This is a genomic window from Variovorax stachyos (assembly GCF_051400855.1).
Lineage (GTDB): Bacteria > Pseudomonadota > Gammaproteobacteria > Burkholderiales > Burkholderiaceae_C > Variovorax.
In genome coordinates this window covers 23,679-45,612 of sequence record NZ_JBLFFN010000008.1, presented here as the reverse complement: position 1 = coordinate 45,612, position 21,934 = coordinate 23,679, and the positions used below count along the sequence as shown (strand labels likewise).

At 69.2% G+C, this 21,934-nt stretch carries 23 protein-coding genes; 17 read left to right on the top strand and 6 right to left on the bottom strand.

What is annotated here, in order from left to right:
• The first annotated feature begins 10 nt into the window (after window positions 1–10).
• From ACMGEZ_RS16425 to ACMGEZ_RS16375, 11 genes are all read left to right on the top strand, one after another.
• On the top strand, window positions 11–214 hold the full coding sequence (locus ACMGEZ_RS16425; RefSeq protein ID WP_436823336.1) for an AtzG-like protein: 204 nt from the start codon (window positions 11–13) through the stop codon (window positions 212–214).
• Window positions 211–1,638 (top strand): AtzE family amidohydrolase, encoded by a 1,428-nt coding sequence (locus tag ACMGEZ_RS16420; RefSeq protein ID WP_436823335.1) that lies wholly within the window; start codon window positions 211–213, stop codon window positions 1,636–1,638. The genes ACMGEZ_RS16425 and ACMGEZ_RS16420 overlap by 4 nt, the downstream gene beginning before the upstream one ends.
• 56 nt (window positions 1,639–1,694) lie before the next feature.
• A complete protein-coding gene (gene hpxZ / locus ACMGEZ_RS16415; protein ID WP_436823334.1) occupies window positions 1,695–2,090 on the top strand; it encodes an oxalurate catabolism protein HpxZ in 396 nt (131 codons plus the stop codon).
• A 54-nt stretch (window positions 2,091–2,144) separates the two neighbouring features.
• The gene (locus ACMGEZ_RS16410; protein WP_436823333.1) at window positions 2,145–3,260 is read left to right on the top strand and encodes a BMP family ABC transporter substrate-binding protein; all 1,116 of its coding nucleotides are present in this window, start codon (window positions 2,145–2,147) and stop codon (window positions 3,258–3,260) included.
• 20 nt (window positions 3,261–3,280) lie between these two features.
• Window positions 3,281–4,360 carry an ABC transporter permease gene (locus ACMGEZ_RS16405; RefSeq protein WP_436823332.1) on the top strand — a complete coding sequence of 360 codons (1,080 nt, stop codon included), beginning with the start codon at window positions 3,281–3,283 and terminating at the stop codon, window positions 4,358–4,360.
• Window positions 4,357–5,277, top strand: a complete 921-nt coding sequence (locus ACMGEZ_RS16400; protein ID WP_436823331.1) for an ABC transporter permease — start codon at window positions 4,357–4,359, stop codon at window positions 5,275–5,277. Before ACMGEZ_RS16405 ends, ACMGEZ_RS16400 begins: the two co-directional genes overlap by 4 nt.
• Window positions 5,278–5,291: 14 nt before the next feature.
• Window positions 5,292–6,299: a formamidase gene (locus tag ACMGEZ_RS16395; protein ID WP_436823330.1), complete on the top strand. Its 1,008-nt coding sequence runs from the start codon at window positions 5,292–5,294 to the stop codon at window positions 6,297–6,299.
• Window positions 6,296–7,012 (top strand): biuret amidohydrolase, encoded by a 717-nt coding sequence (gene biuH, locus ACMGEZ_RS16390; protein WP_436823329.1) that lies wholly within the window; start codon window positions 6,296–6,298, stop codon window positions 7,010–7,012. The genes ACMGEZ_RS16395 and biuH overlap by 4 nt, the downstream gene beginning before the upstream one ends.
• A 15-nt stretch (window positions 7,013–7,027) precedes the next feature.
• Window positions 7,028–8,626 (top strand): ABC transporter ATP-binding protein, encoded by a 1,599-nt coding sequence (locus tag ACMGEZ_RS16385; protein WP_436823328.1) that lies wholly within the window; start codon window positions 7,028–7,030, stop codon window positions 8,624–8,626.
• 210 nt (window positions 8,627–8,836) lie between these two features.
• Window positions 8,837–9,517: a cysteine hydrolase family protein gene (locus ACMGEZ_RS16380; RefSeq protein ID WP_436823327.1), complete on the top strand. Its 681-nt coding sequence runs from the start codon at window positions 8,837–8,839 to the stop codon at window positions 9,515–9,517.
• Window positions 9,518–9,527: 10 nt separating this feature from the next.
• Window positions 9,528–10,262, top strand: a complete 735-nt coding sequence (locus ACMGEZ_RS16375) for a GntR family transcriptional regulator (protein ID WP_436823326.1) — start codon at window positions 9,528–9,530, stop codon at window positions 10,260–10,262.
• 17 nt (window positions 10,263–10,279) lie between these two features.
• On the opposite strand, the gene ACMGEZ_RS16370 is transcribed toward ACMGEZ_RS16375, so the two are convergent.
• Complete coding sequence (locus tag ACMGEZ_RS16370; protein ID WP_436823325.1) at window positions 10,280–11,242, bottom strand: tripartite tricarboxylate transporter substrate binding protein; 963 nt, start codon at window positions 11,240–11,242, stop codon at window positions 10,280–10,282.
• 25 nt (window positions 11,243–11,267) lie between these two features.
• On the bottom strand, window positions 11,268–12,524 hold the full coding sequence (locus ACMGEZ_RS16365) for a flavin-dependent oxidoreductase (protein WP_436823324.1): 1,257 nt from the start codon (window positions 12,522–12,524) through the stop codon (window positions 11,268–11,270).
• 96 nt (window positions 12,525–12,620) lie between these two features.
• Between ACMGEZ_RS16365 and ACMGEZ_RS16360 the strand changes: the two genes are divergently transcribed.
• Window positions 12,621–13,523: a LysR family transcriptional regulator gene (locus ACMGEZ_RS16360; RefSeq protein ID WP_436823323.1), complete on the top strand. Its 903-nt coding sequence runs from the start codon at window positions 12,621–12,623 to the stop codon at window positions 13,521–13,523.
• A 12-nt stretch (window positions 13,524–13,535) separates the two neighbouring features.
• Here ACMGEZ_RS16360 and ACMGEZ_RS16355 read toward each other — a convergent pair whose 3' ends face one another.
• Window positions 13,536–14,339, bottom strand: a complete 804-nt coding sequence (locus tag ACMGEZ_RS16355; RefSeq protein ID WP_436823322.1) for an exodeoxyribonuclease III — start codon at window positions 14,337–14,339, stop codon at window positions 13,536–13,538.
• A gap of 13 nt (window positions 14,340–14,352) precedes the next feature.
• Between ACMGEZ_RS16355 and pyrE the strand changes: the two genes are divergently transcribed.
• The gene (pyrE, locus tag ACMGEZ_RS16350) at window positions 14,353–15,045 is read left to right on the top strand and encodes an orotate phosphoribosyltransferase (protein ID WP_436823321.1); all 693 of its coding nucleotides are present in this window, start codon (window positions 14,353–14,355) and stop codon (window positions 15,043–15,045) included.
• Window positions 15,046–15,066: 21 nt separating this feature from the next.
• Window positions 15,067–15,735 carry a DUF4124 domain-containing protein gene (locus ACMGEZ_RS16345; RefSeq protein ID WP_436823320.1) on the top strand — a complete coding sequence of 223 codons (669 nt, stop codon included), beginning with the start codon at window positions 15,067–15,069 and terminating at the stop codon, window positions 15,733–15,735.
• 6 nt (window positions 15,736–15,741) lie between these two features.
• Here ACMGEZ_RS16345 and gatB read toward each other — a convergent pair whose 3' ends face one another.
• The 3 genes from gatB to gatC are packed head-to-tail and all read right to left on the bottom strand — an operon-like array spanning window position 15,742 to window position 19,005.
• Entirely contained in the window at window positions 15,742–17,220 is a 1,479-nt protein-coding gene (gene gatB, locus ACMGEZ_RS16340; protein WP_436823319.1) for an Asp-tRNA(Asn)/Glu-tRNA(Gln) amidotransferase subunit GatB, read from the bottom strand.
• 1 nt (window position 17,221) lies between these two features.
• Window positions 17,222–18,709, bottom strand: a complete 1,488-nt coding sequence (gatA, locus tag ACMGEZ_RS16335; protein WP_436823318.1) for an Asp-tRNA(Asn)/Glu-tRNA(Gln) amidotransferase subunit GatA — start codon at window positions 18,707–18,709, stop codon at window positions 17,222–17,224.
• Window positions 18,706–19,005, bottom strand: a complete 300-nt coding sequence (gene gatC / locus ACMGEZ_RS16330; protein WP_436823317.1) for an Asp-tRNA(Asn)/Glu-tRNA(Gln) amidotransferase subunit GatC — start codon at window positions 19,003–19,005, stop codon at window positions 18,706–18,708. The genes gatA and gatC overlap by 4 nt, the downstream gene beginning before the upstream one ends.
• Before the next feature lie 237 nt (window positions 19,006–19,242).
• Here gatC and ACMGEZ_RS16325 point away from each other — a divergent pair, with 237 nt between their 5' ends.
• From ACMGEZ_RS16325 to mreD, 3 genes are all read left to right on the top strand, one after another.
• The gene (locus ACMGEZ_RS16325; protein ID WP_028249609.1) at window positions 19,243–20,286 is read left to right on the top strand and encodes a rod shape-determining protein; all 1,044 of its coding nucleotides are present in this window, start codon (window positions 19,243–19,245) and stop codon (window positions 20,284–20,286) included.
• A 129-nt stretch (window positions 20,287–20,415) separates the two neighbouring features.
• Window positions 20,416–21,399: a rod shape-determining protein MreC gene (gene mreC, locus ACMGEZ_RS16320; RefSeq protein WP_436823316.1), complete on the top strand. Its 984-nt coding sequence runs from the start codon at window positions 20,416–20,418 to the stop codon at window positions 21,397–21,399.
• The gene (gene mreD / locus ACMGEZ_RS16315; RefSeq protein ID WP_436823315.1) at window positions 21,396–21,917 is read left to right on the top strand and encodes a rod shape-determining protein MreD; all 522 of its coding nucleotides are present in this window, start codon (window positions 21,396–21,398) and stop codon (window positions 21,915–21,917) included. Before mreC ends, mreD begins: the two co-directional genes overlap by 4 nt.
• The last annotated feature ends 17 nt before the right edge of the window (window positions 21,918–21,934 follow it).

Genomic DNA, 21,934 nt, shown 5'->3' with positions numbered 1-21,934 from the left:
AGGACAGTCCATGACACCCAAGCAGATCGAGGCCTATGTCGATGCAGCCGCAACGGCGCTGAACCTGCGGCTGCGGCCGGACCACCGCGCCGGCGTGTTGCGCTACTTCGGGCTGGCGGCCGAGTTCGCGGCCGTCGTGGAGGCGGTGCCGCTCGACGCCCACGACGAGACCGCGGTGCATTTCTCGCCCGTGCCGACGGAGTCGCGGGAATGACGCCGGCCACGCTCCTGTTGCAGGACGCCGCAGCCATGGCGCAGGCCGTGCGCTCGGGCGGGGTGAGTGCGGTCGCGCTGGTGCACGCGAGCCTGGAGCGGATCGCCGCCACCGACGCGCGCATCAATGCGTTCACCGACGTGGTCCGCGAGCGCGCCCTGCGGCGTGCCGCCCAGGTCGATGCCTCGCTGGCCTCCGAGCACGGCGTGCGCACGCGCGAGCTGACGCTGCTGGGCGTGCCCTTCGCGGTCAAGAACCTCTTCGACATCGCCGGGCTGCCGACGCTGGCCGGCTCGAAGATCGAGCGCGAGCGCGAGCCCGCGCGCGGCGACGCCACGCTGGTGCGCCGCCTCGAGAGCGCCGGCGCGGTGCTGGTCGGCGCACTCAACATGGACGAGTACGCCTACGGCTTCACCACCGAGAACAGCCACGTCGGCGCCACCCACAACCCGCACGACCTGGACCGCATTGCCGGCGGCTCCTCGGGCGGCTCGGGCGCCGCTGTGGCAGCCGGCCAGGTGCCGCTGACATTGGGCTCCGACACCAACGGCTCGATCCGCGTGCCGGCATCGCTCACCGGCGTGTTCGGGCTCAAGCCCACCTTCGGGCGGCTGCCGCGCACCGGCAGCTATCCCTTCGCCTCCAGCCTGGACCATCTCGGCCCCTTCGCGCGCACGGCCCGCGACCTGGCTCTGGCCTACGACGCGATGCAGGGCCCGGAGCGCCTGGCGCCGCGGGACCCCGGCTGCGCGCAGCGGCCGGTCGAGCCGGTCTTCCAATCGTTATCCCGTGGCGTGCGAGGCCTGCGCATCGGCGTGCTGGGCGGCTGGTTCCGGCAGCGCGCGCTGCCGGAGGCGCGGGGCGCGGTCGATGCCGTGGCCCTCGCGCTCGGCGCCGTCCGCACGGTCGAGCTGCCGATGGTGGAGGCCGGCCGTGCCGCCGCCTTCCTCATCACCAATGCCGAAGGCGCGGCGCTGCATCTGCACGACCTGCGCACGCGGCCGCAGGATTTCGAGCCGCTGTCGCGCGACCGCTTCCTGGCCGGTGCGCTGCTGCCGGCGGCCTGGGTGGCGCGCGCGCAGCGCGTGCGCCGGCTCTACGCGCAACAGGCGGCGCGCGTGTTCGAGCGCTTCGACATCCTCCTGGCCGCGGCCACGCCCTGCGCCGCGACGCCGATCGGCACGGAGTGGCTCGAACTCAACGGCCAGCGCGTCCCCCTGCGCGCCAACATGGGCGTGCTGACCCAGCCGATCTCGTGCATCGGGCTGCCGGTCTGTGCGGTGCCGGTGTGGGGCGCGCATGCGAGCCTGCCGATCGGCGTGCAGGTCATCGGCGCGCCGTGGCGCGAGGACCTGGTGCTGCGCGTGGCCGCGGCGCTCGAATCGGCCGGGGTGGCACAGGCGCCGGTCGCCAGGCTGGCATGAGCCGCACGGCCGCTCCGAAGGCGAATAGCACCGTAGCCGCAGGCGAAGGTACTCCAGTGAGCGAATCCATAACGATCCTCGAAATCAACCTTCCCGAGGTGCTGGCCGAAGTGACGGCCGCCTTTGCCCGTTACGAGGACGCGCTGGTCCGCAACAAGGTCGAGGTGCTCGACGAACTGTTCTGGAACAGCCCGCACACGCTGCGCTACGGCGCCACCGAGAACCTCTACGGCTACGAGGCCATCCGGGCCTTCCGCGCATCGCGCCCATCGCAGGGCCTGGCGCGCGAGCTGCTGCGCACCGTCATCACCACCTATGGCCGCGATCTCGCCACCGCCAACTGCGAGTTCCGCCGCGAAGGCAGCGCACGCACCGGCCGCCAGAGCCAGACCTGGATGCGCACGGGCCAGGGCTGGCGCGTGGTGGCCGCGCACGTGAGCCTGCTTGCATAGCGTCAACAAGCCTAAGTCGATCCCCCACCAGCCCTCAAACACTTGGAGCACACCATGAGCCAGTTCAATCGCCGCGATTCCCTCAAGTCCCTCGCCGCACTCGCCTCCGCCACCTCGCTGGGCGGCTGGAGCGCGCTCGCGAACGCGCAGAAGCCGCTGACGGTCGGCGTGATCTACGTCGGCCCGCGCGACGACTACGGCTACAACCAGGCGCACGCGCAGGCGGCGGCCGAGCTGAAGAAGATGCCCGGCATCAAGCTAGTCGAGGAGGAGAACGTGCCCGAGACCGCGGCCGTGCAGAAGACCATGGCCGGCATGATCGCGCAGGACGGCGCCAGGCTGCTCTTCCCCACCTCCTTCGGCTACTTCGACCCGCACATCCTCGCGGTCGCGCCGAAGAACCCCGACGTGCGCTTCTCGCACTGCGGCGGCCTCTGGTCCGAAGGCAAGCATCCGAGGAACGCCGGCAGCTTCTTCGGCTACATCGACGAATGCCAGTACCTCAACGGCGTGGTCGCCGGCCACATGACCAAGAGCAACAAGATCGCCTTCGTCGCAGCCAAGCCCATCCCGCAGGTGCTGCGCAACATCAACGCCTTCACCATGGGCGCGCGCTCGGTCAAGCCCGGTATCACCTGCAGCGTGATCTTCACCGGCGACTGGTCGATGGCCGTGAAGGAAGCCGAGGCCACCAACAGCCTGGCCGACCAGGGCTGCGACGTGTTCACCATGCACGTGGACGGGCCCAAGGTGGTGGTCGAGACCGCGGCCAAGCGCGGCAAGATGGTCTGCGGCTATCACGCCAGCCAGGCCAAGCTGGTGCCCAACGCCTATCTCACGGGTGCCGAATGGAACTGGCTCACCGCCTACAAGACCGCGGTCGAGGCGGCGCAGACCGGCAAGCCGCATCCCAACTTCCTGCGCGGCGGACTGAAGGAAGGCTACGTGAAGATGTCCGCCTACGGGCCGATGGTGAGCGATGCGGCGAAGAAGAACGCCGACGACATCAAGGCGAAGATGCTGGCCGGCACCTTCGACATCTTCCAGGGTGGCTTGAAGGACAACAAGGGCGTGGTGGTCATCCCGGCCGGCAAGGCGCTGAAGCAGACCGACCTCGAGCTCGAGAAGATGAACTACCTGGTCGAGGGCGTCGTCGGCTCGATCGGCTGATCTTCATCGCGAGTCCGACCATGCGCGGCGCATTGAGAGAAGCGGCCCTGCCGGCGTTCGCCATCGCGGCGGCGCTGCTGCTGTTCGGCGTCTTCGTGTGGTTCGCCGGCGCCAGCCCGCTGGAGGTGTGGGTGATCCTTTTCAAGGGCGCCTTCGGCGACTGGTTCTCGTGGCAGAACACCTTGCAGCGCGCGGCGCCGCTGATGCTCACCGCGCTGTGCGTCGCCATTCCGGCGCGCGCCGGCCTGGTCGTCATCGGCGGCGAGGGCGCGGTGGTGCTGGGCGGGCTGGCCTGCGCGGCCCTGCCTTATGTGCTGCCGCTGCCGGCCGACGTCTTCGGTTCGCTCGCGCTGTGCATCGCCGGCGCGTTGGCCGGCGCGCTGTGGATCATGCTGGCGGGCTGGCTGCGGCAGTACCGCGGCATCAACGAGACCATCAGCAGCCTGCTGCTGGCCTATGTGGCGATCGGCCTCTTCAAGCACCTGGTCGAGGGCGTGCTGCGCGATCCGGCCAGCCTCAACAAGCCGGCCACGCGCTCGCTCGCCGAGGGGCTGGCGATCGGCGGCATCGGCGGCTCCGATGTGCACTGGGGCCTGGCGATCGGCATCGTGGCCTGCCTGGCCTCGGGGCTGTGGCTGCGCGCCACCGCCTCGGGCTTCGCGGTGCGCGTGGTCGGCGGCAACCCGCGCGCCGCGCAGCTGGTAGGCCTGCCCGCCAGCCGGCTGATCCTCGCGGCCTGCGGCCTCGGCGGCGCCTGCGCCGGCGTGGCCGGTGCGGTGGAGGTGGCGGCGGTCCATACCAATGCCAACGCCTCGCTGATCGCGGGCTACGGCTATGCCGGCATCCTGGTGTCCTTCATCGCGCGGCACAACCCTGTGGCCGTCATCCCGGTGGCGATCCTGTTCGGCGGCTTCGGCGCCGCGGGCAGCCTGCTGCAGCGGCGCGTGGGCCTGCCCGATGCCTCGGTGCTGGTGCTGCAGGGCCTGGCCTTCGTGTTGATCCTGGCGAGTGAGGGCCTGCGCATGGTCGACTGGAAGACCTTGCTGCGCAATCGCATGCCGCAAGTCGCCGAGCCCCGGATGCGCAAGGAGCCCGTATGACGCCGGACCAGTGGATCGCGCTCGTCGCGGGTATCGTCGGCGGCGCCCTGCGCGTCGGCGCGCCCTTCCTGTTCGTGAGCCTCGGCGAATGCCTCACCGAGAAATCGGGCCGCATCAACCTCGGCCTCGAAGGCGTGCTGGTGCTTTCCGCCATGGCGTCCTTCGGGGGAGCGTGGCTCACGGAGTCGGCCTGGCTCGGCGTGCTGATCGGCGCCACCGCCGGCGCGCTGCTGGCGCTGCTGCATGGCCTGCTGTGCTCGCTCGATCGCGTCAACGACGTGGCGACCGGCATCGCGCTGATGCTGTTCGGCACCGGGCTCGCCTTCTATCTCGGCAAGCCGCTGATCCAGCCGCAGGCGCCGCAGCTGCCGGCCATTCCGCTCGGCAACTGGAGCGATAACCCGGTGGTGCGCTCTGCCCTGCAGGTCAATGCGCTGGTGCCGCTGGGCATCGTGCTGGCGCTGGTGTTGTGGTGGGCCTTCGCGCGCACGCGCATCGGGCTGCTGGTGCGCATGGCGGGCGACTCGGCCAACGCGACGCGGGCGCTGGGCTATTCGGTGGCAGGCCTGCGCATCGCGGCCACCACGGCCGGGGGCTTCATCGCGGGGCTGGGCGGCGCATCGCTGACGCTCTTCTACCCGGGCAGCTGGAACGAGGGCATCTCGAGCGGGCAGGGGCTGATCGCGGTGGCGCTGGTGATCTTCGCGCGCTGGAGCCCGCTGCGCTGCATCGGCGCTGCGCTGCTCTTCGGAGGTGCCGGCGCGATCGGGCCGGCGCTGCAGTCCATCGGGGTGGGATGGGGCTACCACCTCTTCAACACGGTGCCTTATGTGCTGACGCTGGTGATCCTGGTGCTGACCTGCAAGCCGGGCAGCGTGGCCGCCGGAAGCCCCGGCGAGCTTTCATCGACCCGTTGAAAGGAGAGACAACGATGAGCGGTCTGGGTGGTTTGAACAAGTCGGCCCATGGCGTGGTCCTCGGGCTGGTGCAGCTGCAGTTGCCGGTCGTGAAGACGCCTGCCGACCTGGCGGCGCAGACGCAGCGCATCTGCGCGCTCGTGGCCAAGGCGCGGCGCAACCAGGGCACGATGGATCTCGTGGTTTTCCCGGAGTATTCGCTGCACGGCCTGTCGATGGACACCACGCCCGAGATCATGTGCACGCTGGACGGTCCCGAAGTGGCGGCCTTCAGGCAGGCGTGTATCGACAACGCGATCTGGGGCTGCTTCTCGATCATGGAGGCCAACCCTGGCGGCAACCCGTACAACAGCGGGCTGGTCATCGACGACCAGGGGGCGATCCGGCTCTACTACCGCAAGATGCATCCGTGGGTGCCGGTCGAGCCGTGGGAGCCCGGCAACATCGGCGTGCCCGTATGCGACGGCCCCAACGGCAGCAAGCTCGCATTGATCATCTGCCACGACGGCATGCTGCCCGAGATGGCGCGCGAGGCCGCATACAAGGGCGCCGAGATCATCATCCGCACGGCCGGCTACACCGCGCCGATCCGCCATGCCTGGCGCATCACCAACCAGGCCAATGCCTTCTGCAACCTGGCGTACACCGCGAGCGTGTGCATGTGCGGCAGCGACGGCACCTTCGATTCGATGGGCGAAGGCATGTTCTGCAACTTCGACGGCACGGTGCTGGTCGAGGGCGGCGGCCGGCCCGACGAGATCGTCACCGCCGAGCTGCGGCCCGACCTTTTGCGCGAGGCGCGCATCGGCTGGGGCGTGGAGAACAACATCTACCAGCTCTATCACCGCGGCTACGTCGCGGTGAAGGGCGGCGCGCAGGACTGCCCGTACACCTACATGCAGGACATGGCTGCCGGCCGCTATCGCCTGCCGTGGAGCGAGGAAGTGAAGGTGAAGGACGGCAGCGGCTTCGGCTTCGAGCCCCCGGTGCGCGCCTACAAGGGACCGGAGAACACGGCATGAGCAATCCGACGCAGGGCATCGGGCGCTTCGTCCATGCCGACCCCTACCGCTGGCCCTACAACGGCGCGCTTCAGCCGGACAACACCGCGCTGATCGTGATCGACATGCAGACCGACTTCTGCGGCAAGGGCGGCTACGTCGACGTGATGGGCTACGACCTGTCGCTGGTGCAGGCGCCGATCGAGCCGATCGCGCGGACGATGGCGCGGATGCGCGCGCTGGGCTTCCACGTCATCCACACGCGCGAAGGCCACCGCCCGGACCTGGCCGACCTGCCGGCCAACAAGCGCTGGCGCTCGCGCCAGATCGGCGCCGGCGGCGTGGGCATCGGCGACGCGGGCCCTTGCGGACGCATCCTGGTGCGCGGCGAGCCGGGCTGGGAGATCATTCCCGCGCTCGCGCCGCTGCCAGGCGAGGTGGTGATCGACAAGCCCGGCAAGGGCTCCTTCTATGCCACCGATCTCGAGCTGGTCCTGCGCACGCGCGGCATCGAGAACCTGATCCTCGCCGGCATCACCACCGACGTCTGCGTGCACACCACCATGCGCGATGCCAACGACCGCGGCTTCGAGTGCCTGCTGCTGTCGGATTGCACCGCCGCGACCGACCATGGCAACCACCTCGCGGCGCTGAAGATGATCACCATGCAGGGCGGCGTGTTCGGTGCCCACGCCGGCTCGGCCGCGCTCCTCGATGCGCTGGCCGACATGTAGCAGGGAGCCTTGCTCATGCCCGACCCACTCCAGCAGCAGCCCATCGGCGCCTTGCCCGTCGCCACCGGCGCGCTCGCGCTCGACACCTACCGCCTGACCAAGCGTTTCGGCGACTTCACCGCCATGGACAGCGTGAGCATGTGCGTCGAGCCCGGCAGCGTGCACGCGCTGCTCGGCGAAAACGGCGCGGGCAAGAGCACGCTCGTCAAGTGCGTGGCCGGCTACCAGCGCGCGGAGGAGGGCAGCATCCTGATCGACGGGCGCGAGCAGGAGATCGCCAATCCCGTGGTGGCGCGGGCCCTCGGCATCGGCATGGTCTACCAGCATTTCACGCTGGCCCCCGGCATGACCGTGGCCGAGAACCTGCTGCTGGCCGGCGGCCGGACGCCGGCGGTGATCGACTGGAAGCGCAAGCGCGCCGAGCTCGAGGCCTTTCTGGCGACCACGCCCTTCCGCCTGGACCTCGACCTGCGGCCCTCGGAGCTGGCCGCCGGCGAGAAGCAGAAGCTGGAGCTGCTCAAGCAGCTGTACCTGAAGCCGCGCCTGCTGATCCTCGACGAGCCGACCTCCGTGCTCACGCCGCAGGAGGCCGACGAGGTGCTGGGCCATGTGCGCGCCATCGCGCAGAGCGGGCGGTGCACCGTGCTCATCATCACGCACAAGTTTCGCGAGGTGATGGCCTATGCCGATAGCGTGACCGTGCTGCGTCGAGGCAAGGCGGTGCATCACTGCCGCGTCGCCGACACCGATCCGGCGCGCCTGGCCGCCTCGATGATGGGCGAAGGCGCGGCGCCGCCGCCCGAAGGCGAAACCGCGGCTGCCGCGGCATCGGGCGAGGCACGGCCTGCGGCGCGCGCCGATGCCTGCGTGGCCTTGCAGGTCGACGCCCTGCGCGCACAGGGCGATCGCGGGACCCTGGCGGTGCACGACCTGAGCCTCGCGGTGCGCGCGGGCGAGATCCTCGGCGTGGCTGGCGTCTCGGGCAACGGGCAGCGCGAGCTGGTCGAGGCGCTCGTCGGCCAGCGCGCGCGGCTGGCCGGGGAGGTGCGGGTGATGGGCGAGCCTTATGCGGCGCGCCGCGAGGAGAACCGGCGCCTCAAGGTGCGCAGCCTGCCCGAGGAGCCGCTGCGCAACGCCTGCGTGGGTGATCTCAGCGTCGCGGAAAACATGGCACTGCGCGACTTCGACCAGCCCCCGCTGGCGCGCGCCGGCGTGTTGAGCTTCGCGGCCTGGCGCAGCCGTGCCCGCGAATGGATCGCCGAGTACGGCGTGAAGACCCGGGGCGAGGGCGCGCCGATCCGCAGCCTCTCGGGCGGCAACGTGCAGCGGGCGGTGCTGGCGCGCGAGCTTGCGGGGGAGATCAATGTGCTGATCGCGGCCAATCCTGTTTTCGGGCTGGACTTTGCGGCGGTGGCCGAGATTCATGGTCGCATCCGGCAGGTGCGGGCGCGGGGCGGCGCGGTGCTGCTGATCAGCGAGGATCTGGATGAGCTGATGGAGATGGCGGACCGGATCGTGGTGATGAGCGAGGGGCGGATCGTGTTCGAGACCTCTGCTGCGTCTGCGGAGCGGCATGTGCTGGGGGCGCATATGGGTGGAGGGCATCACGCATGACGGTTCCCGATTTCCTCCCTCCCCTGCCGGGGGAGGGTTGGGGTGGGGGCACGCGGGCTGTCGAGTCGTACCGTGTGCTTGGCTTGAGGCCGGAGCCGGGGCGAATTCCCGGCTCCGCACTCAACACAACAGCAACGTACGAATCAAACGAAACGAGTGCCCTCATCCCAACCCTCTCCCAAGGGAGACGGAGAAATACCTGAAGCCAGCATGCAGCTCGATGCCAACCCCTTCACCTTCGAATTCGACTTCCCTCGCACAGCCCTCGTCATCATCGACATGCAACGCGATTTCATCGAACCCGGCGGCTTCGGCGAAACCCTGGGCAACGACGTCTCGCTGCTCCAGGCCATCGTCCCCGCCACGCAGTCGGTGCTCCAAGCATGGCGAAGCAGGGGCGGCCTCGTGGTCCATACGAGGGAAGCCCACCGCCCCGACCTCGCCGACTGCCCGCCTGCCAAGCGCAACCGCGGAAAGCCCACATTGCGCATCGGCGACCCGGGCCCGATGGGCCGCATCCTGATCGCCGGCGAACCCGGCAACCGCATCATCGACGCCCTCGCGCCGATCGACGGCGAGATCGTGATCGACAAGCCCGGCAAGGGCGCCTTCTACGCCACCGGCCTGCAGTCCCTGCTGCAGCAGCGCGGCATCCGCAGCCTGGTCTTCATGGGCGTCACCACCGAGGTCTGCGTGCAGACCAGCATGCGCGAGGCCAACGACCGCGGCTACGACAGCCTGCTGCTGGAAGACTGCACCGAGAGCTACTTCCCCGCGTTCAAGGCCGCGGCGCTGGAAATGATCCGCGCCCAGGGCGCGATCGTCGGCTGGACGGCGCCGAGCTGGCAATTGCTCGCCGCATTGGGTGATTCATGGGTTGACAGGCCCTAACATCTTCCCCGTGCCCACCTCCGTCAAGACCCGCCCCCCGTCCGCCCGCCCCGCGCCCGAAGACCCGGCGTTCCGCACCCGCGCCGACGAGGTCTACGCCCAGCTCAAGCGCGACGTCGCCGAGTTCAGCCTGGTGCCGGGCGACCGCTTCACCGAGAGCGAGATCAGCGAGCGCCTGGGCGTCTCGCGCACGCCAGTGCGCCAGGCGCTGTTCCGGCTGCAGCAGGAGGGCTATGTCGAGGTGCTGTTTCGCAGCGGCTGGCGCGTGCTGCCCTTCGACTTCGACCAGTTCGAGCAGCTCTACGACCTGCGCATGGTGCTGGAGACCACCGCCGTGCACCGGCTCTGCGAGAGCGACCATCGGGTCGACCGCAGCCTGCTCGACAGCCTGGCAGGCATCTGGCTGGTGCCCGTGGCGCAGCGCAGCGCCGACACGGTGCAGGTCGCGCAATGGGACGAGGAATTCCACTGCGCACTGGTCGCCGCCGCCGGCAATGCCGAGATGGCGCGCGTGCACCGCGACGTGACGGAGCGCATCCGCATCATCCGCCGGCTCGACTTCACGCAGCAGTCGCGCATTGCAGCCACCTACGAGGAGCACGCCAAGATCCTCAAGGCCATCCGCGCCAACCGCGGCGACCAGGCCGCGATGCTGCTGCGCGCCCACATCGAGACCAGCCAGGCCGAGGTGCGCAAGATCACGCTGCACCAGGTCCACATGGCGAGGACCGCCGGCCGCCGATAACCCCCGCCTGGGGGCGCTTATTCTGCGGTGATGTTGCCGCGCTGCACCACGCCGGCCCAGCGCTGTGCGTCCTTGGCCATCAGCGCCTTGAACTCGTCGGGCGTCGAGCTCGCCGGCACCATGCCCTGCGACTCGAAGGCGGTCGCGACCTCGGGCTGCTTCAACACTGCGGCGATCTCCTTGTTGAGCCGTGTCACCACCGCGCTGGGCGTTCCCTTGGGCGCCAGCACGCCGTACCACATGTCGACGTTGCCGCCCTTGATGCCGGCCTCGGCCAGGGTCGGAACCTCGGGCAGCGGCGCGAGCCGCCTGTCGCTGCCGGTCGCGATGGCCTTCAGCTTGCCGGCCTGGATGTGCTGCAGCGCCACGTGCACGGGCAGGAACATGTAGTCGATGCGTCCGCCGAGCAGGTCGGTCACCGCACCGGCCGTGCCCTTGTAGGGCACGTGCAGCATCTCCGTGCCGGTGCTCTGCAGCAGCAGCGCCATCGACAGGTGATGCGGCGTGCCCACGCCCGGCGTGGCATAGGTGAGCTTGCCGGGACTGGCCTTGGCCGCGGCCACCACCTGCGCCACCGAGGTGGTCTTCTGCACGTTCGGGTTGGTCACCAGCAGCAGCGTGCCCCAGGAGGTGAGCGAGACCGGCGTGAAGGCGTTCAGCGGGTCGTAGGCGAGCGACTTGTAGAGGCTCTTGTTCATCACCAGCGTATTGACCTGCACCAGCAGCGTGTAGCCGTCGGGCTTGGCGCGCGCGACTTTCTCGCTGCCGATGTTGCCGCTGGCGCCGGCCACGTTGTCGACGACCACGGGTTGGCCCAGCACGGCCGGCAAGCGGGCCGACAGCTGGCGTGCGATCAGGTCGATGCCGGTGCCGGGCGTGTAGGGCACCACCAGCGTGATCGGCTGGTCGGGCCAGGCGTGGGCGGCCGCGGCGCCGGCCGCCAGCAGCAGGGTGGCGAGGATCTTCTTGAATGGAAGCATGGTGTCGTCTCCGTCGGTCTTGTGTTCAGAGGTAGGAAGGCCGCGCCTTCAGCGCCGCCGGGTCGTAGCCGGCGACGCGCTTGTAGTTGTCAGAGATGGCCTGCAGCTCCGCGGTGCTGACGATGTCTTCCAGCCGCTCGAAGCGCTTGCCGCCGGAGCGCTCGAACACCTCGCGCAGGATGGTGTCGGGCGGGTTGCTGCGGTTGGTCAGCACCACGTTGGTCGTGGCCTGGACGCGCACCCGGTCGTAGTCCTCCAGCGCCTCCGTGCCGACGCCGAGCCGCTTCAGTGCGCCCGCGAGGTAACGGGCATCGATGATGGCCTGGCCGGCGCCGTTGGAGCCGCGGGGCACCATCGGGTGCGCCGCGTCTCCGAGCAGCGTGAGGCGGCCATGGGTCCAGCGCGGCAGCGGGTCCTGGTCGACCATCGGGTATTCGAGGATCGCGTCCGAAGAACGGATCAGCGCCGGCACGTCCAGCCAGTCGAAATGCCAGTCCTCGAAGGCGGGCATGAAGTCGTCCAGCCGGCCCGGACGGCTCCAGTCCTGCAGCGCGGGCTGGGGCGCGTGGATCTCGGCCACCCAGTTGATCAGCTGGTTGCCTTCGGCGTCGATGTTGTTGCGGATCGGGTAGATCACCATCTTGCCTTCGTCCAGCCAGCCCGCGCGCACCATGCTCGCGCCCGACAGGAAGGGCTTGTGCTTCGCGGTCCCGCGCCACATGTTGACGCCGGAATAGCGCGGCGCGCCCTCGTTCGGATAGAGCTGCTTGCGCAACACCGAGTGGATGCCGTCGCAGCCCACCGCGAGCGCGGCGCGCACGGGAGGCAGCGCGGTGCCATCGGGCGCGGTGAAGCGGGCGGTGACGCCGTGCTCGTCCTGCTCGACGCCAGCGCATCGGTGCCCGCAGACCACGCTGTCCGCTCCGAGGCGTTCGCGCACCGCATTCAGAAGCACGGTATGCAGGTCGCCGCGGTGGATGGAGTACTGGGGCCAGTCGTAGCCCGCCGCTGTCCCGGCGGCTTCGCGGAACACAAGCTGGCCATGGGAATTGAAGAACACCGCCTCCTGCGTGCGCACGCCCACGGCATCCAGCGCTGGCAGCAGCCCGAGTTCGCCGAGCTCGCGGGCCGCATGCGGCAGCAGGTTGATGCCGACGCCCAGGGGCTTCAGCTCCGGCACGGCTTCATGGATGCGGCAGGGGATGCCGGCCTGGTGCAGGCTCAGTGCCAAGGTCAGGCCGCCGATGCCGGCGCCCAGCACGATCACTTGAGTCTCGTTCATGTCTCCGGATCTCTTCGCAATGGGGATAGCAGGATTAGACAGGCCCGGCGTTCATCGGTGAAATTTAGATGTTGTATGGATTTATCATGAACAGGTATGAATCTTTCCATGCGCCAGATGCGCGCCTTCCTGCACGTGGCGCGGATCGGCAACTTCACCCGAGCGGCCGAGCAGGCCCACATGACGCAGGCGGGCCTCAGCACGCTGGTGCGCGAGATGGAGCGCCAACTCGGCGTGCGCCTGTTCGATCGCACCACGCGCATGGTCGGCCTGACGGCAGCGGGGCGGCGCCTGCTGCCGGTGGTCGAGCGCGTGCTGGGCGAGCTCGACGAAGTGACGGGCCGCCTGGGCGCCGAGGGCGACGAGGCTCGGCAGACGCTGCGTGTCGCGGCCACCCCGCTGGTGTCCTCGAACCTGCTGCCGCAGGTCTTCGCCCGCTTCCGCGAAAGCCATCCGCGCATCCGGCTCAGGCTCTTCGATGCCGATCTGCGCACCGTGGAGGCGATGGTGGTCGAGGGCGAGGCCGACATGGGCCTGGGCTTCTTCTTCAAGGCCGCGCCGGGGCTGGATCGCACGCCGGTCGGACGTTTCCAGCTGATGCGCGTGACACCGGCCGAGGACGATCAGACGACGCTCATCGGCAGCGCCCCGTGGTCTTCGCTGCGCGGCGTGCAACTGCTGGGCCTGCCCCCGGGCAACCCGATCCAGAAGCTCATCGACGGCCACCTGGCAAGCATCGGCCAGGCCGATCCGAGCCGCCCGGCCTTCAACTTCTTCGGCACCCTGATCTCGATGGTCGAGGCGGGCTTCGGCAGCGCCGTGATGCCGACCTTCGCACTCGCGGCCTGCCGGCGCCACAGGGTGCGCACCGACCTGCTGGTCAAGCCGAAGGTCGAGCTGGACTTCTATCGCATCACCAAGCGCGGGGTGCAGGAGACGGAGGCCATGCAGGCCTTCTGCAAGACCTTGGCCAAGGCATTGCCGGCCCTGTCGCGATAGCTCGCCTCGCAGTCAGAGCGTGAAGTCGTAGTCGACCGTGATCGGCGCGTGGTCGCTGAACTTGATGGTCTTGAAGATCTGCTCGTTGCGCGCGAGCCTGGCGATGGCCGGGGTGGCCAGGTGATAGTCCAGCCGCCAGCCCACGTTCTTCGCGTAGGCCTGGCCGCGGTTGCTCCACCAGGTGTAGGCCTCTTCGGTGGTGTCGGGCTTGAGCATGCGGTAGACGTCGACCAGGCCCGCGCCCTCGGCGCCCTCGTCGAGCAGCCTCGTCATCCAGGCCCGCTCCTCGGGCAGGAAGCCGCTGTTCTTCTGGTTGCCGCGCCAGTTCTTGAGGTCGATCTCCTTGTGCGCGATGTTGATGTCGCCGCACAGCACGAACTCCCGCTCGCGCTTCAGGGCGATGAGATGCGGGAAGAAGCCCTTGAGGAAGCGGTACTTCGCCGCCTGTCGCTCCTCGCCCGAGGAGCCGCTCGGGAAATAGCAGCTGATCACCGAGAACTTGCGCTGCGGCGTGTCGAAGCGCAGCTCGAGGTAGCGTCCCTCGGCGTCGAACTCCCTGTCGCCCCAGCCCGTCACGACGTCGCCGGGCTCGTGCCTGGTGTAGATCGCAGTGCCCGCGTAGCCCTTCTTCTCCGCAAAATGGAAGTAGCCCTTGAGGCCGGCCATGGCCTCGAAGCGGCCCTCGATGTCGCTCGCCTGGACGCGGATTTCCTGCATGCAAATACAATCCGGCGCCAGTTCGGCCACCCAGTCGGCGACGCCCTTGGTCGCGGCCGAGCGCAGGCCATTGAGGTTGAGGCTGGTGAGTTTGAACACGAGGACGTTCCCGATGGCTGAAGAGATGGCAATGACAGGAGAAGAAGGCGCGCTGGCCCAGGCTTTCGTGCAATTCGCGCTCGAATCCGGGGTGCTGCGCTTCGGTCAGTTCAAGACCAAGGCCGGCCGGATGAGCCCCTACTTCTTCAACGCAGGGCTGTTCGACGACGGCGCCAAGCTCGCGCGGCTGGCGGCATTCTATGCAGACCGCCTGATCGCCAGCGGGCTCGAATTCGACATGATCTTCGGCCCCGCGTACAAGGGCATCCCGCTGGGCGCAACGGTCGCGGCCGAGCTGGCCCGGCGCGGGCGCAACGTGCCCTTTGCCTATAACCGCAAGGAAGCCAAGGACCACGGCGAGGGCGGCACGCTGGTCGGTGCGCCGCTGTCCGGCCGGGTGCTGATCGTCGACGACGTGATGTCAGCCGGCACCGCAGTGCGTGAGTCGATCGCCGCCATCCGCAGTGCGGGCGCCACGCCGCATGCGGTGGCCATCGCGCTGGATCGCCAGGAGAAGGCGACCGAGAACGGTGTCGACGTCGACCACAGCGCCGTGCAATATGTCCGCCAGCAGCTCGGAATGCAGGTGGTGGCGATCGCCACGCTTGACGACTTGTTACAGTATCTGTCAGGGCGCGCGGACGACGAGCTGAGCGCCCACCGGCAGGGAGTGCTGGACTATCGGGCCCGCTACGGCGCGGGTTGACCTCAACCGCTTGAAGGATCGATGTTGGCGCCCACGCAGTACATACGCATCGGATTGCTGGCGCTGCTGCCGCTGGCCGCAGTGGGCGTGGTCCACGCGCAGCAGACCGCCGCCGGCCCCGGCATCTATACCTGCACCGACGCCCGCGGCCGCACCATCACGGCCGACCGGCCGATCCCCGATTGCGCCGACCGCGAGCAGCGCGAGCTCAGCCCCAGCGGTGGCGTGCGGCGCAAGCTCGAACCCACCTACACGGCGCGCGAGCAGGCCGAGCGCGAGGAGCGCGAGCGCCAGGCGCAGCTGCAGGCCGCGCGCCTGCTCGAGGAACGACGGCGCGAGCGCGCACTGCTGATCCGCTACCCCAACCCCGCGGCGCACGATCGCGAGCGCGCCGAGGCGCTGGTCCAGATCGATGCGGTGATCACCGCTGCGCGCAAGCGCCTGAGCGAGCTGGCCGAGGAGCGCCGCAAGATTGACGACGAACTCGAGTTCTACGCCAGGGATGTGAGCAAGGCGCCCGACTCGCTGCGGCGGAAGGTGGACGACAACACCAAGAGCATGACGGTGCAGAACCGCTTCATTGCCGACCAGGACGACGAGAAGAAGCGCGTGAACGCGCGCTTCGACGAGGAGCGCGCGCGCCTGCGGCCGCTGTGGGCCGGCACCGCGCCGGCCGTCACCACGCGCTGACGACCCCTATCCCAGCTTCGCCTTCAGCAGCGCATTGACCTGCGCCGGGTTGGCCTTGCCCTGGCTGGCCTTCATGACCTGGCCGACCAGCGCGTTGAAGGCCTTGTCCTTGCCGGCGCGGTATTCGTCGATGTTCTTCGGGTTGGCGGCCAGCACGGTGTCGACGATCTTCTCGAGCGCGCCGGTGTCGCTCATCTGCTTCAGGCCCTTGGCGTCGATGATGGCGTCGACCTCCTGGCCCTCGCCGGTCCACAGCGCGTCGAAGACCTGGCGTGCGGCGTTGTTCGACACGGTGCCGTCGCCGATGCGCCCGATCAGCGCGGCGAGCTGGGTGGCGGTGACGGGGGCCTGGGCAATGTCGATGTCCTGCAGGTTCAGCCGGCGCGCGATCTCGCCGGTGATCCAGTTGCTCGCGAGCTTGGGCGCGGCGCCCGCGCGCACGGCCTCGTCGAAGTAGCGGGCCAGGGCCGGGCTCTGGGTGAGCTGCGCGGCGTCGTAGTCCGACAGTCCGTGCTCACGGACGTAGCGTTCGGCCATGGCACGCGGCAACTCGGGCATCTCGGCGCGCACGCGCTCGATCCACTCGGGTGCGATCGCCAGCGGCGGCAGGTCGGGGTCGGGGAAGTAGCGGTAGTCGGCCGCGTCTTCCTTGGTGCGCATGGCGCGGGTCTCGCCGGTCTCGGGGTCGAACAGCACGGTGGCCTGCTGGATGGCGCGGCCGTCCTCCAGCTCGCCGATCTGCCAGCGGATCTCGTAGTCGATCGCCTGCTGCATGAACTTGAAGCTGTTGAGGTTCTTGATCTCGCGCCGCGTGCCCAGCGGCGCGCCGGGCCGCCGCACCGAGACGTTGGCGTCGCAGCGGAAGCTGCCTTCCTGCATGTTGCCGTCGCAGATGCCGATCCAGGTCACGATCTTGTGCAGCTCACGCGCGTAGGCAACGGCCTCGGCGGTGGAGCGCATGTCGGGCTCGGTCACGATCTCCAGCAGCGGCGTGCCGGCGCGGTTCAGGTCGATGCCCGACTGGCCGACGAAGTCCTCGTGCAGCGACTTGCCCGCGTCTTCCTCCAGGTGGGCGCGCACCAGGCGCACGGTCTTCTTCTCGTCGCCGAGAAAGAAGCTCACCGAGCCGCCCTGCACGACCGGGATCTCGTACTGGCTGATCTGGTAGCCCTTGGGCAGGTCGGGGTAGAAGTAGTTCTTGCGCGCGAACACGCTGCGCGGCGCGATCTGCGAGCCGAGCGCCAGCCCGAGCTGGATGGCGCGCTCGACCGCGCCCTTGTTCATCACCGGCAGCGTGCCGGGCAGGGCCAGGTCGACGGCGCAGGCCTGCGTGTTGGGCTCGGCGCCGAAGGCCGTGGAGGCGCGGCTGAAGATCTTGCTTGCGGTCGAGAGCTGGGCATGGGTCTCGAAGCCGATGATGACCTCGTAGCCCTGCACCAGCGGGCCGGTAGGGCGGCCTTCCTGCATCTGTTCGAAGGAGTTCATGTCAAAAGCCCTCCGGCGTGCGCTGGTGCCAGTCGGTGGCCTGCTGGAAGCGGTGCGCGGCGTTCAGCAGCTTCGCTTCGCCGAAGTAGTTGCCGATGAGCTGCAGGCCCACTGGCATGCCGCCGTCGAAACCGGCCGGCACGCTCATGCCGGGCAGCCCCGCCAGCGAACCGGGCAGCGTGAAGATGTCGGCGAGGTAGTCGGCCACCGGATCGTCGCCATGCTCGCCCAGTTTCCAGGCGACCGTGGGCGCGGCCGGGCCGGCGATCAGGTCGCACTGCGCGAAGGCCTGCTGGAAGTCGTCGGCAATCATGCGGCGCACCTTCTGCGCCTGCAGGTAGTAGGCGTCGTAGTAGCCGTGCGAGAGCACGTAGGTGCCGATCATGATGCGGCGCTTGACCTCGTCGCCGAAGCCTTCCTCGCGCGTCCTGGCGTACATGTCGGCCAGATCCCGGTAGTTCTCGGCGCGATGGCCGAACTTCACGCCGTCGAAGCGGCTCAGGTTCGAGCTCGCCTCGGCCGCCGCGATGATGTAGTAGACCGGGATCGAAAGCTCGGTGCGCGGCAGCGTGACCTCGACCCGCTTCGCGCCCAGCTTCTCGTACTCGGCCAGCGCCGACTCGACGGCGGCGCGCACGCCGGGGGCCACGCCGTCGCCCAGGAACTCGCGCGGCACGCCGATGCGCAGGCCCTCGAGCGAATCGCCCAGGCCGCGGGTGAAATCCTCGGCCGGGGTGTCGAGCGAAGTCGAGTCGCGCTCCGGATCCGGTCCGCAGATGGCGGACAGCATCAGGGCGCAGTCCTCGGCCGAGCGGGCGAAGGGGCCGGCCTGGTCCAGGCTGGAGGCGAAGGCCACCATGCCGTAGCGCGAGGCGCGTCCGTAGGTGGGCTTGATGCCGGTCACGCCGCAGAAGGAGGCCGGCTGCCGGATCGAGCCGCCGGTGTCGGTGCCGGTGGCAGCCGGCACCAGGCGCGCGGCCACCGCGACGGCGCTGCCGCCGGAGGAGCCGCCGGGAATGCGCGCGCGGTCCCAGGGGTTGCGCACCGGGACCGCGTGCTCGAAGCCCATGGCCGGCACGGCCACGTTCTCGTTGGACGAACCCATGGCGAACTCGTCGCAGCTCAGCTTACCCAGGGTGACGGCGCCGGCTTCGGCCAGCTTGCGCACGACGGTCGCATCGAAGGGCGAGCGGTACCCGGCCAGCATGCGCGAGCCGGCGGTCGTCGGCAGGTCGGCGGTGACGAAGATGTCCTTGTGCGCGATCGGCACGCCGGTCAGGGGCCGCGCGCTGCCGGCCGCCAGTTGCGCATCGGCGGAACGGGCCTGCGACAGGGCGAGGCCCTCGTCCAGGGCCACGAAGGCGCCAAGGTCCTGGTGCTGGCGGATGCGGGCCAGCTGGTGCTGGGCGGCTTCCACGGCCGAGACCTTGCGCTCGCGCAGGGCGCGGGCGAGCTCGGCCGCGCCCATCTGGTGGAGTTCTCCGCTCATTCGATCACCTTCGGGACCAGGAACAGCCCGTTCTCGACTGCGGGCGCGCTGCGCTGGTTGAGCTCGCGCTGGTTCGGCTCGCTGGCCACGTCCTCCGCCAGGCGCAGCGTCACGTCCTGAACGGCCGCCACCGGATGGGACAGCGGCTCGAGGCCGGTGGTGTCGACGGCGCGCATGCGCTCCACGAGTTCGAAGAAGCCGTTGATCTGGCCGAGCATGCGTTCGCTCTCGTCGGGCGCGAGCTCCAATCGGGCGAGCGATGCGATGCGCGCGATATCTGAAGAAGTGAGGGACATCGGAAACAACGAGAAAGGGCAGAGCCCCCGGAGCGGTCAAACGTCGTACTTTGCACCTTGGGAGGGTGCGCCGGGAGCGGGATGCGGGGGGGATTCGGGTATTATCCCGCCTTTGCCGCAACCCCCGCGAACGCGCCGGCATTTGCTGCAAAAACGTCCATCCATCCCGTCCAAAAACGACCCAGCAAGAGGGCGACGACATGCCGACGCGCATGCCGTGCTCCAGAGGATTCCAGAATGTTCGGAGCTTTCCGTCGGTACTTCTCGACCGACCTCGCGATCGACCTCGGCACCGCCAACACTTTGATCTTTGCCCGGAACAAGGGCATCGTGCTCGATGAGCCGTCGGTCGTTGCCATCCGCCACGAGGGCGGGCCGCACGGCAAGAAGGTGATCCAGGCGGTGGGCCGCGAAGCCAAGGCCATGCTCGGCAAGGTGCCAGGGAACATCGAGGCCATCCGTCCCATGAAGGACGGCGTGATCGCCGATTTCGTGATCACCGAGCAGATGATCAAGCAGTTCATCAAGATGGTGCACCCGCGATCGCTGCTCACGCCCAGCCCGCGCATCATCATCTGCGTGCCCTGCGGCTCGACCCAGGTCGAGCGCCGCGCCATCAAGGATGCGGCCGAGGCGGCGGGCGCCACCTCCGTCTACCTGATCGAAGAACCCATGGCCGCTGCGATCGGCGCCGGCCTGCCGGTGTCGGAAGCCAGCGGCTCGATGGTGGTGGACATCGGCGGCGGCACCACCGAGGTGGGGGTGATCTCGCTGGGCGGCATGGTCTACAAGGGCAGCGTGCGCGTCGGCGGCGACCGCTTCGACGAGGCCATCATCAACTACATCCGCCGCAACTACGGCATGCTGATCGGCGAGCCGACGGCCGAGGTCATCAAGAAGAGCATCGGCTCGGCCTTCCCCGGCTCCGAAGTCAAGGAGATGGAAGTCAAGGGCCGCAACCTCAGCGAGGGCGTGCCGCGCAGCTTCACCATCAGCAGCAACGAGGTGCTGGAGGCGCTGACCGATCCGCTCAACAACATCGTCTCGGCCGTCAAGAATGCCCTGGAGCAGACCCCGCCCGAGCTGGGCGCCGACATCGCCGAGCGCGGCATGATGCTGACCGGCGGCGGCGCCTTGCTGCGCGACCTGGATCGCCTGCTGGCCGAGGAAACCGGCCTGCCGGTCCTGGTGGCCGAAGACCCCTTGACCTGCGTGGTGCGCGGCTGCGGCATCGCCCTCGAGCGCATGGACCGCCTGGGCAGCATCTTCACCAGCGAATAAATGTTGCTCGCCCCCAGGTCGCGCGCACTTCGTGTTGCGCTCCCACCCCCGACCGGGGGCGGCGCCTGCGGTCCGGCACGCCGGCCCCGCGGCGCCCCCTGAACAGTCCTGCTCGTGGCATAAAGCAGCATGCCGCTCGGCACCCTTGACCGTACCGCGCCGCCCCTGTTCAACCAGGGCCCGTCGGCACTCAGCAAGCTGATCTTCTTCAGCGCGCTGGCGCTGTTCCTGATGGTGGCCGACGCCCGCTTCAACATCGTCCAGCCGCTGCGCGCGGCCATCGGCGCGGTCCTCTATCCGGTGCAGTGGCTCGCCCTGAAGCCGGTGCAGCTGGCGGTTGGCGGCGGCCGCTACCTGGAAGACCTCCAGACCGCGCAGGCCAGGGAGGCCGATGCGCGCAAGGCGCTGGCACTGCAGTCCGAACGCGCCGGCCAGGCCGACACCCTGGCGCAGGAAAACGCCCGGCTGCGTTCGCTGCTCGAGTTGCGCCAGACCACGCAGACGCCGGGCCGCGCCGCCGAGGTGCTCTACGACGCGGCCGACCCCTACACCCGCAAGCTGGTGATCGACCAGGGCCTGGCCAACGGCATCGCGGCCGGCTCGCCGGTGATCGACGAGCACGGCGTGGTGGGGCAGGTCACGCAGGTCCAGCCCTTCACCAGCGAGATCACGCTCGTGATCGACCGCGACCTGTCGATCCCGGTGCAGAACGTGCGCACCGGTGCACGCAGCGTGGCCTTCGGCGATGCCAGCGCCCATGGCGGCGGACTGGAGTTGCGCTTCACGGCCGCCAACGCCGATGTGCAGGAGGGCGACCTGCTCACCACCAGCGGGGTCGACGGCGTCTACCCGCCGGGCCTGCCGGTCGCGAAGATCGACCGCATCGATCGCCGGGCCGATTCCGCCTTCGCCCGCATCCACTGCCTGCCCATGGCCCATGTGGCGGCCGCGCGCTACGTGCTGGTGCTGTCGCCCACGGGCAACCAGATGCCCAAGCCGGCGCCCCCGGCAGCCGCCGACGCCAGTCCAGCGGCGAAGAAGAAGACCGACCGGGCCGGCTCCAAGGCGGACAGGGCCGGCAAGGCAGAGAAGAAGGAGGGCCGCACCCCATGATCATGCGTCCCGGCCATCAGCAGCTGCTGCTGCCGGTCAACCCCTTGTTCATCTGGACCAGCCTGATCGTGGCACTGCTGATCAACATGGTGCCGATCGGCCGCGCCGCCTGGCTGCCCGACCTGCTGGCGCTGGCTATCGTGTTCTGGAGCGTGCACCAGCCGGCACGCATCGGCATCGGCGCGGCCTTCGTGTTCGGGCTGCTGATGGACGTGCACCAGACCGCACTCCTGGGCCAGCATGCGCTGTCGTACACCACGCTGGGCTTCTTCGCGATCATGGTCCACCGGCGGCTGCTCTGGTATCCGCTGCTCTCGCAGGCGCTGCAGGTGCTGCCGCTGTTCGCCATCTCGCATTTGATCGAGGTGGCGATCCGCATGCTCGGCGGCGGGATCTTCCCGGGCTGGGGCTTCCTGATCGCGCCTGCCGTGGAGGCGGCCCTGTGGCCTTTCGTGACCCTGCTGCTGCTGGCGCCGCAACGCCGCGCCCCCGAACCCGATGCCAACCGGCCGCTGTAACAGACCCCGAGGCCGTC

Coding starts and splice junctions, on each gene's coding strand:
- ACMGEZ_RS16405 (WP_436823332.1), top strand. CDS start 3,281: ATGCGCGGCGCATTGAGAGAAGCGGCCCTGCCGGCGTTCGCCATCGCG.
- ACMGEZ_RS16395 (WP_436823330.1), top strand. CDS start 5,292: ATGAGCGGTCTGGGTGGTTTGAACAAGTCGGCCCATGGCGTGGTCCTC.
- ACMGEZ_RS16400 (WP_436823331.1), top strand. CDS start 4,357: ATGACGCCGGACCAGTGGATCGCGCTCGTCGCGGGTATCGTCGGCGGC.
- gatA (WP_436823318.1), bottom strand. CDS start 18,709: ATGAGCGGAGAACTCCACCAGATGGGCGCGGCCGAGCTCGCCCGCGCC.
- gatC (WP_436823317.1), bottom strand. CDS start 19,005: ATGTCCCTCACTTCTTCAGATATCGCGCGCATCGCATCGCTCGCCCGA.
- ACMGEZ_RS16365 (WP_436823324.1), bottom strand. CDS start 12,524: ATGAACGAGACTCAAGTGATCGTGCTGGGCGCCGGCATCGGCGGCCTG.
- ACMGEZ_RS16385 (WP_436823328.1), top strand. CDS start 7,028: ATGCCCGACCCACTCCAGCAGCAGCCCATCGGCGCCTTGCCCGTCGCC.
- gatB (WP_436823319.1), bottom strand. CDS start 17,220: ATGAACTCCTTCGAACAGATGCAGGAAGGCCGCCCTACCGGCCCGCTG.
- mreD (WP_436823315.1), top strand. CDS start 21,396: ATGATCATGCGTCCCGGCCATCAGCAGCTGCTGCTGCCGGTCAACCCC.
- ACMGEZ_RS16380 (WP_436823327.1), top strand. CDS start 8,837: ATGCAGCTCGATGCCAACCCCTTCACCTTCGAATTCGACTTCCCTCGC.
- mreC (WP_436823316.1), top strand. CDS start 20,416: ATGCCGCTCGGCACCCTTGACCGTACCGCGCCGCCCCTGTTCAACCAG.
- ACMGEZ_RS16425 (WP_436823336.1), top strand. CDS start 11: ATGACACCCAAGCAGATCGAGGCCTATGTCGATGCAGCCGCAACGGCG.
- biuH (WP_436823329.1), top strand. CDS start 6,296: ATGAGCAATCCGACGCAGGGCATCGGGCGCTTCGTCCATGCCGACCCC.
- pyrE (WP_436823321.1), top strand. CDS start 14,353: ATGGCTGAAGAGATGGCAATGACAGGAGAAGAAGGCGCGCTGGCCCAG.
- ACMGEZ_RS16410 (WP_436823333.1), top strand. CDS start 2,145: ATGAGCCAGTTCAATCGCCGCGATTCCCTCAAGTCCCTCGCCGCACTC.
- ACMGEZ_RS16420 (WP_436823335.1), top strand. CDS start 211: ATGACGCCGGCCACGCTCCTGTTGCAGGACGCCGCAGCCATGGCGCAG.
- ACMGEZ_RS16325 (WP_028249609.1), top strand. CDS start 19,243: ATGTTCGGAGCTTTCCGTCGGTACTTCTCGACCGACCTCGCGATCGAC.
- ACMGEZ_RS16360 (WP_436823323.1), top strand. CDS start 12,621: ATGAATCTTTCCATGCGCCAGATGCGCGCCTTCCTGCACGTGGCGCGG.
- ACMGEZ_RS16345 (WP_436823320.1), top strand. CDS start 15,067: ATGTTGGCGCCCACGCAGTACATACGCATCGGATTGCTGGCGCTGCTG.
- ACMGEZ_RS16370 (WP_436823325.1), bottom strand. CDS start 11,242: ATGCTTCCATTCAAGAAGATCCTCGCCACCCTGCTGCTGGCGGCCGGC.